We start from the raw sequence: 6,252 nt of genomic DNA, 5'->3' as shown, positions 1-6,252 counted from the left end.
ACACAACCGCTCGCGCCCGCCTATGGCCAACTGCCCCACCCCGACCTTTCCCGACTGGCGCAAGGCGTCGCGGATGACGCGAAAGGTCGCCTCATCGCCGCGGTCGGCCGGCGCGACAAAATAAGGACTCTCGAAATAGACCGGATCGATGGCGTCGGCGTCAACGAACTGAGCGATGTCCAGGGTCTTGCTGGAGGGAATCTTCAGGTCCTTGATCTCGTCCGGATCGATCAGGACATATTCGCCCTTCTCGACCTCATAGCCCTTGACGATGTCGTCGCGGTCGATGTCCTTGTCGCCGGCGACCAGTTGATGGCGCACCCGCTCGCCCGTCGGCTCATAGATTTCATGAAAGGCGATCTGCTTCGACCGATTCAACGCGGCATAGACATTGACCGACAGTGTGACCAGCGAAAGCCGGATATTGCCGCTCCAGTACGGGCGCAGGGCCATGACGTCTCCTCATTGCAAACAGCCCCGCCCCGTCAGGACCCTAAGAAAAATCGCGGTAAGTTTTCAGTAGGAATCTGGCTGTGGCATCGTGATCACACCATGCGTCCCTTATGAAACAAGGGCTTTACGGGCTTTTCACAAAAGCTTTGCGCGGTAGACACCGAACCGTCCAAAAACCTTGCTCAAACCGTCATCATCCACGATTAGGGCGGCGTCTCCATGGCGCCAAACTTTCCTCCCCCGGCGCCCAAGGGGATATAAATGAAATCGTTCCTGTTCACCTCCGTCGCCGCCGTCGCGTTGTTCGCCGGCGCTGTCCACGCCGAGGACGCCGCGGCCCCCGCCGCCCCGGTTGCCGAAGAAGCTGCGGAAATCATCATCCTGGGCCACGGCCAAAGCCGCCAAACCCAGTCGGTCCGCGCGTCCGACCTGTCTGAAGTGGCCCCCGGCACCTCACCGCTGAAGGTCCTCGACAAGCTTCCGGGCGTCACCTTCCAGTCGGCCGACCCGTTCGGCGCCTATGAGTGGTCGACCCGCATCTCGATCCGCGGCTTCAACCAGAACCAGACCGGCTTTACCCTGGACGGCGTCACCCTGGGCGACATGTCCTACGGTAACTACAATGGCCTGCACATTTCGCGCGCCATCATCAACGAAGACATCGCGCGCATCGACCTGGTCCAGGGCGCCGGTTCGGTGGATGCAGCCACCTCGTCCAACCTGGGCGGTACCTTGAAGTTCATCTCGCGCGATCCGTCGCAGGATCTGGGCGGCGAACTGGCGGCAACGATCGGCAGCAACGACATGCAGCGCCTGTACGGCCGTTTTGACACCGGCAGCATCGACGCTCTGGGTGGCTTGCGCGGCTACGTCTCCGCCGCCGATCAGAAGGCTGAAAAGTGGAAGGGTGCCGGCGACCAGAAGGCGCAGCAGATCAATACCAAGTGGGTTCTGCCTCTGGGCGACGCTGGTTCGCTGTCGGCCTTCGTCAACCGTTCGGAACGCCAGGAACAGGACTATCAGGACCTGTCGTTCGAAATGATCGACCGTCTGGGCTATGACTGGGACAATTTCCAGCCGAACTGGGCCCTGGCCAACCAGGTCGCCAACCTGTATCAGACCCAGGCCAACCCGACCTATCCCGGCAAGATCGACACCGTCGACGACGCCTACTACTACGGCGCCGGCGTCCGTAACGACACCATCGGCGGCGTGAAGGCCGATTTCGCCCTCACCGACATGATCCGCGTGACCGGCCAGATCTACAACCACAAGAACGAAGGCCAGGGCCTGTGGGTCACGCCGTACCTGCCGTCGCCCGGCGTTGTATATTCGCCCTTCTACAATTCGGCCAGCCCGTCGACCGACAACGCCTACGTCTCGATCCGTACCACCGAGTATGACATCAACCGTACCGGCTTTATCGGCGGTATCAGCTTCGACCTGGGCGCGCATCAGGTCTCGGCCGGTTTCTGGACCGAGGACAATGACTTCACCCAGGCGCGCCGCTTCTACGGCGAAACCCTGTCGGCCCCGCGCCGCGACTCCCTGGGCTTCCAGAAGAACCCCTTCTACACCCAATGGGAATACGACTTCACGACCAAGACGACCCAGGCCTATGTCCAGGACGTTTGGCAGGTCAGCGAAGCCCTGAAGCTGAACTTCGGCTTCAAGGCGCTCAACGTCGACAACACGGTCAACCAAAAGGTTGGCGGCACCATCAAGGCCGAGCTGGAGTCCAAGGACAGCTTCCTGCCGCAAATCGGCGCCGTCTATCAACTGGACAACGGCTATGAAGTTTTCGCCTCCTACAGCGAAAACATGAACGCCTACGTCTCGGCCGCGACGGCGGGCCCCTTCAGCTCGCAGAACCAGGCCAATATCAACTATGTCCGTGATACGTTGAAGCCGGAAACCTCCAAGACCCTCGAAGGCGGCGTTCGCCTGCGCACCGACCGCTTCCAGGGCGTGGCCGCTGTCTATGCCGTCGAGTTCGACAACCGCATCCTGGCCGTGGCGCAAGGTTCGGGCATCCAGGGCAATGCCCCGGTCCTGTCCAACGTCGGCTCGGTCGAAACCAAGGGCCTCGAGCTGGCCGGTACCTACCGCCTGAGCGACACCTGGAAGGTCTACGGCACCTACGCCTTCAACGACTCGACCTATGCCAACGACGTTGTCGCGGCTGATGGCACGATCAAGGCCCGCACCAAGGGCAAGACCGTCGTCAACACGCCGAAGAACCTGGCCAAGGCCGAGCTGTCGTACGACAACGGCGCCCTGTTCGCCAACCTGTCGCTGAACCACACTGGCGAGCGTTACTACACCTATGAAAACATCGGTGGCCTGGTCGAAGCCTCGACCATCGCCGATCTGAGCCTGGGTTACCGCTTCGAAGCGCTGGACACGACCGTCCAGCTCAACATCACTAACCTGATGGACGAGGAGTACATTTCGACGATTGGCTCCAACGGCTTCGCCAACAACGACGCCTCCGGCACCAACCAGACCATCCTGACCGGCGCCCCGCGTCAGGCCTTTGTGAGCGTGCGTAAGAAGTTCTAAGGGGGCGTTGCGGGCCTGGATGAACTTTCCTTCTCCTCCCTACCGAAGGTGGGGAGGTGGCGAGCAAGCAAGCCAGGCCGAAGGCCATCGGCGCAGCGCGTCGAGACGGAGGGGGCCTCTTGGGATCATCCCCGTAAAAATGAGTTAGCTTTCCCGGTAAACTTGAGCCGGCTGCGCACCACCGCAGCCGGCTTTTTTATTTCTGTTGCAATGGGCGCGTAGATGACATTCATGAACCGTCGTCAACTCCTCGCCGCCTCCGCCGCCATGGCTCTTGCCACCCCCGCCGCCGCACAAACGCGCCGTCCACAGGTGATCGCTCACCGCGGCGCCTCCGGCTACCTGCCCGAACACACCCTGGCCGCATATGAGGCCGCCGTGCGCATGGGCGCCGACCATATCGAGCCCGATGTGGTGGCGACGAAGGACGGTCACCTGGTCGTGCGCCATGATCCCGTCCTGACGGATTCGACCGATATCCTCAGCCATCCGGAATTTGCCGGGCGCAAACGGACGGTCTCTTTTGGCACCTTCGAGATCACCGATTTCTTCGTCAGCGATTTTACCTTGGCCGAGATCAAGACCTTGCGCGCGCGCCAGGTCTTCGTTGATCGCAGCCACGCCGACGACGATCGCTATGACATCCCGACCCTGCAGGAGGTGCTGGGGCTGCGCGAACGGCTGTCACGCGAAGCCGGCCGGTCTATCGGCATCGTACCGGAAATCAAGTTCCCGACCTTGCATCGCAACCTGGGTCTGCCGATCGAGGAAAAACTGGTCGACCTGCTGGACCGCGCCGGCTTGAACTCAGCCTCGGCGCCGGTATGGATCCAGTCGTTCGAACAGGCCAATTTGAAGGCCCTCAAAAAAATGACGCCGATCAAGCTGCTGCAACTGATTAGCGGTTCGGATGTCGATGCATCGGGTGCGGTCACCCTGTTACCGCCCGACGACAAGCCCTATGATTGGGTGGTATCGGGCCGTGCCGGCACCTATGCCGACATGCTGACGCCGCAAGGTCTGGACGAGATCGCCACCTATGCGTCTGTGGTATCTCCCTGGAAGCGCTGGCTGGTGTCGTTTCGCGACGGCCAGCCCATCTTGCACACCGACATCATCGACAACGCCCATGCCCGCGGTCTGGAGGTTTTCACCTGGACCCTGCGCAATGACCGTCTGGATGCGTTCTACGCCGGCGACCCTATGGCGGAATACGCCCAGTTGTTCGGCATGGGGGTAGATGGCGTGTTTAGCGACTTCGCCGACACGGCCGTCGCTGCACGCAACAGATTTGCGCAATAATTACCTCTCCCCGCCTTGCCTGCCGGCGAGGCCGGGGAGAGGACCAGAGCGGAACGAAGTGAACGCGATCCGGTGAGGGGCCTTCCGAAGACGCCTCCGCACCGGACGGCCGCTCCGGCCCTACGTCCGCAGCCGGTAACCCGTCTTGAAGATCCAGGCTACGATCGCCAGGCACACCGCGAGGAAGACAAGCGTCATACCCAAGCTGATCCACACATTGACATCGGCCTGGCCATAAAACGCCCAGCGAAAACCGTTGACCAGATAGACCACAGGATTGAACAACGTCACCGTCTGCCACGCCTCCGGCAGCATCTTGATCGAGTAAAACGTCCCGCCCAGAAACGCCAGCGGTGACAGGATCAGCATCGGCACGGCCTGAAGCTTCTCGAACCCGTCAGCCCACACCCCCAGCACGAAACCGAACAGCGAAAACGTCACCGAAATCAGCACCAGGAATCCGGCCGTCGCCCACGGATGGACGATCTCATAGGGCACAAACAGCCGCGCCGTAGCCAGGATCACACACCCCAACACCACCGACTTGGTCGCCGCAGCCCCGACATAGCCGGCCAGCACTTCCAACACCGACACCGGCGCCGACAGCACTTCGTAGATCGTCCCGGTAAACCGCGGGAGGTAAATCCCGAACGAGGCATTGGACGTGCTTTCGGTCAGTAGCGTCAGCATGACCAGGCCCGGGATGATGAAGGCACCGTACGACACACCCCCGACATCGCCCATCTGCGACCCGATTGCCGAACCGAAGACGATGAAATACAAAGAGGTCGAGATGACCGGGGTGGCCAGGCTCTGGAAAAGGGTGCGGATGCTGCGGCCCAGTTCGTGGGCATAGATCACCCGAATGGCATGCCAGTTCATTGGTTGTCTCCCGCCACCAGGCTAACGAAAATATCTTCGAGCGACGACCGGCTCATATCGACTGACTTGAAGTCGATGTTCAGCGCCGCCAGAGCCTTGATCAGCCCCGTCGCGTCGGCTTCAGTGTCATCGCTTTCGCCCTTCAGGGCCAGGTGCAGGGTGGTACCATCCTCCGACAGGGTCACCGGCCATGTGAGCAACTGATGCGGCAGAGACGTCAGCGGTTCCTTGAGCACGATCGTAACCTGGGTCTGGCCCAGCTTGCGCATCAGATCGTGCTTGTCCTCGACCAGGATAATCTCACCCTTGTTGATCACCCCGATCCGGTCAGCCATCTCCTCGGCCTCTTCGATATAGTGGGTGGTCAGGATGATGGTGACGCCGCTTTCACGTAAGCGCCGCACCATCTCCCACATTTCCCGGCGCAGCTCGACATCGACACCGGCGGTCGGCTCATCGAGGAACAAGATCGTTGGCTCATGCGCCAGCGCCTTGGCGATCAGCACCCGGCGCTTCATGCCACCAGACAGGGTGGCGATCTTGTTGTCCTTCTTGTCCCACAGCGACAGATCACGCAGCACCTTTTCCAGGTGCTTCTTGTTGGGCGCCTTGCCGAACAGGCCGCGCGAGAATTCGATCGTCGCCCAGACGGTCGTGAACATGTCGGTGGCCAGTTCCTGCGGCACCAGACCGATGGCGGAACGCGCCTTGCGGAAGTCCTTCGCGATATCATGGCCATCGGCGATGACCGTCCCCGAGGTCGGCCGCACCAGCCCGCAGATAATGCCGATCAGGGTGGTCTTGCCGGCGCCATTGGGCCCTAGCAGAGCAAAGATCTCGCCGCGCTTGATCTCGAGATCGACGTTTTTCAGCGCCTGGTGGCCGCCCTTGTAGGTCTTGTCGAGCTTTTCGATCTGGATAATGGAATCGGCCATGCGGGCGTCCTTTTTGGGGTGCCCCCTATATGGCCGAAGGGCCCGCCCGGATCAAGACGGCGGCGACCGACTGCTGACACGCCATGGCAGCGACCAAAATGAGTCCGGGTCATTATTA

General features: G+C 61.2%; 5 protein-coding genes. 2 read left to right on the top strand and 3 right to left on the bottom strand.

The genetic code is table 11. The features are described 5' to 3' along the window. Nucleotides 1–453, bottom strand: a 453-nt coding sequence (gene ku / locus ABI_RS06230; protein ID WP_040308985.1) for a non-homologous end joining protein Ku, incomplete at its 3' end; no start/stop codon positions are given. Between the two features lie 261 nt (nt 454–714). Here ku and ABI_RS06225 point away from each other — a divergent pair. Further along, on the top strand, nt 715–3,015 hold the full coding sequence (locus ABI_RS06225) for a TonB-dependent receptor (RefSeq protein WP_006272026.1): 2,301 nt from the start codon (nt 715–717) through the stop codon (nt 3,013–3,015). 231 nt (nt 3,016–3,246) lie between these two features. Continuing rightward, nucleotides 3,247–4,317, top strand: a complete 1,071-nt coding sequence (locus ABI_RS06220; RefSeq protein WP_040308984.1) for a glycerophosphodiester phosphodiesterase family protein — start codon at nt 3,247–3,249, stop codon at nt 4,315–4,317. 120 nt (nt 4,318–4,437) lie between these two features. Here ABI_RS06220 and ABI_RS06215 read toward each other — a convergent pair whose 3' ends face one another. After that, nucleotides 4,438–5,199, bottom strand: a complete 762-nt coding sequence (locus ABI_RS06215) for an ABC transporter permease (protein ID WP_006272023.1) — start codon at nt 5,197–5,199, stop codon at nt 4,438–4,440. Beyond that, nucleotides 5,196–6,134, bottom strand: coding sequence for an ABC transporter ATP-binding protein (locus ABI_RS06210; RefSeq protein ID WP_006272022.1), 939 nt, complete (start codon nt 6,132–6,134; stop codon nt 5,196–5,198). The genes ABI_RS06215 and ABI_RS06210 overlap by 4 nt, the downstream gene beginning before the upstream one ends. Nucleotides 6,135–6,252 lie beyond the last annotated feature (118 nt).

This window comes from Asticcacaulis biprosthecium C19 (assembly GCF_000204015.1).
Taxonomy (GTDB): Bacteria; Pseudomonadota; Alphaproteobacteria; order Caulobacterales; family Caulobacteraceae; genus Asticcacaulis; species Asticcacaulis biprosthecius.
This window is presented reverse-complemented; position numbering and strand designations above follow the sequence as displayed.

Coding starts and splice junctions, on each gene's coding strand:
- ABI_RS06225 (WP_006272026.1), top strand. CDS start 715: ATGAAATCGTTCCTGTTCACCTCCGTCGCCGCCGTCGCGTTGTTCGCC.
- ABI_RS06220 (WP_040308984.1), top strand. CDS start 3,247: ATGAACCGTCGTCAACTCCTCGCCGCCTCCGCCGCCATGGCTCTTGCC.
- ABI_RS06215 (WP_006272023.1), bottom strand. CDS start 5,199: ATGAACTGGCATGCCATTCGGGTGATCTATGCCCACGAACTGGGCCGC.
- ABI_RS06210 (WP_006272022.1), bottom strand. CDS start 6,134: ATGGCCGATTCCATTATCCAGATCGAAAAGCTCGACAAGACCTACAAG.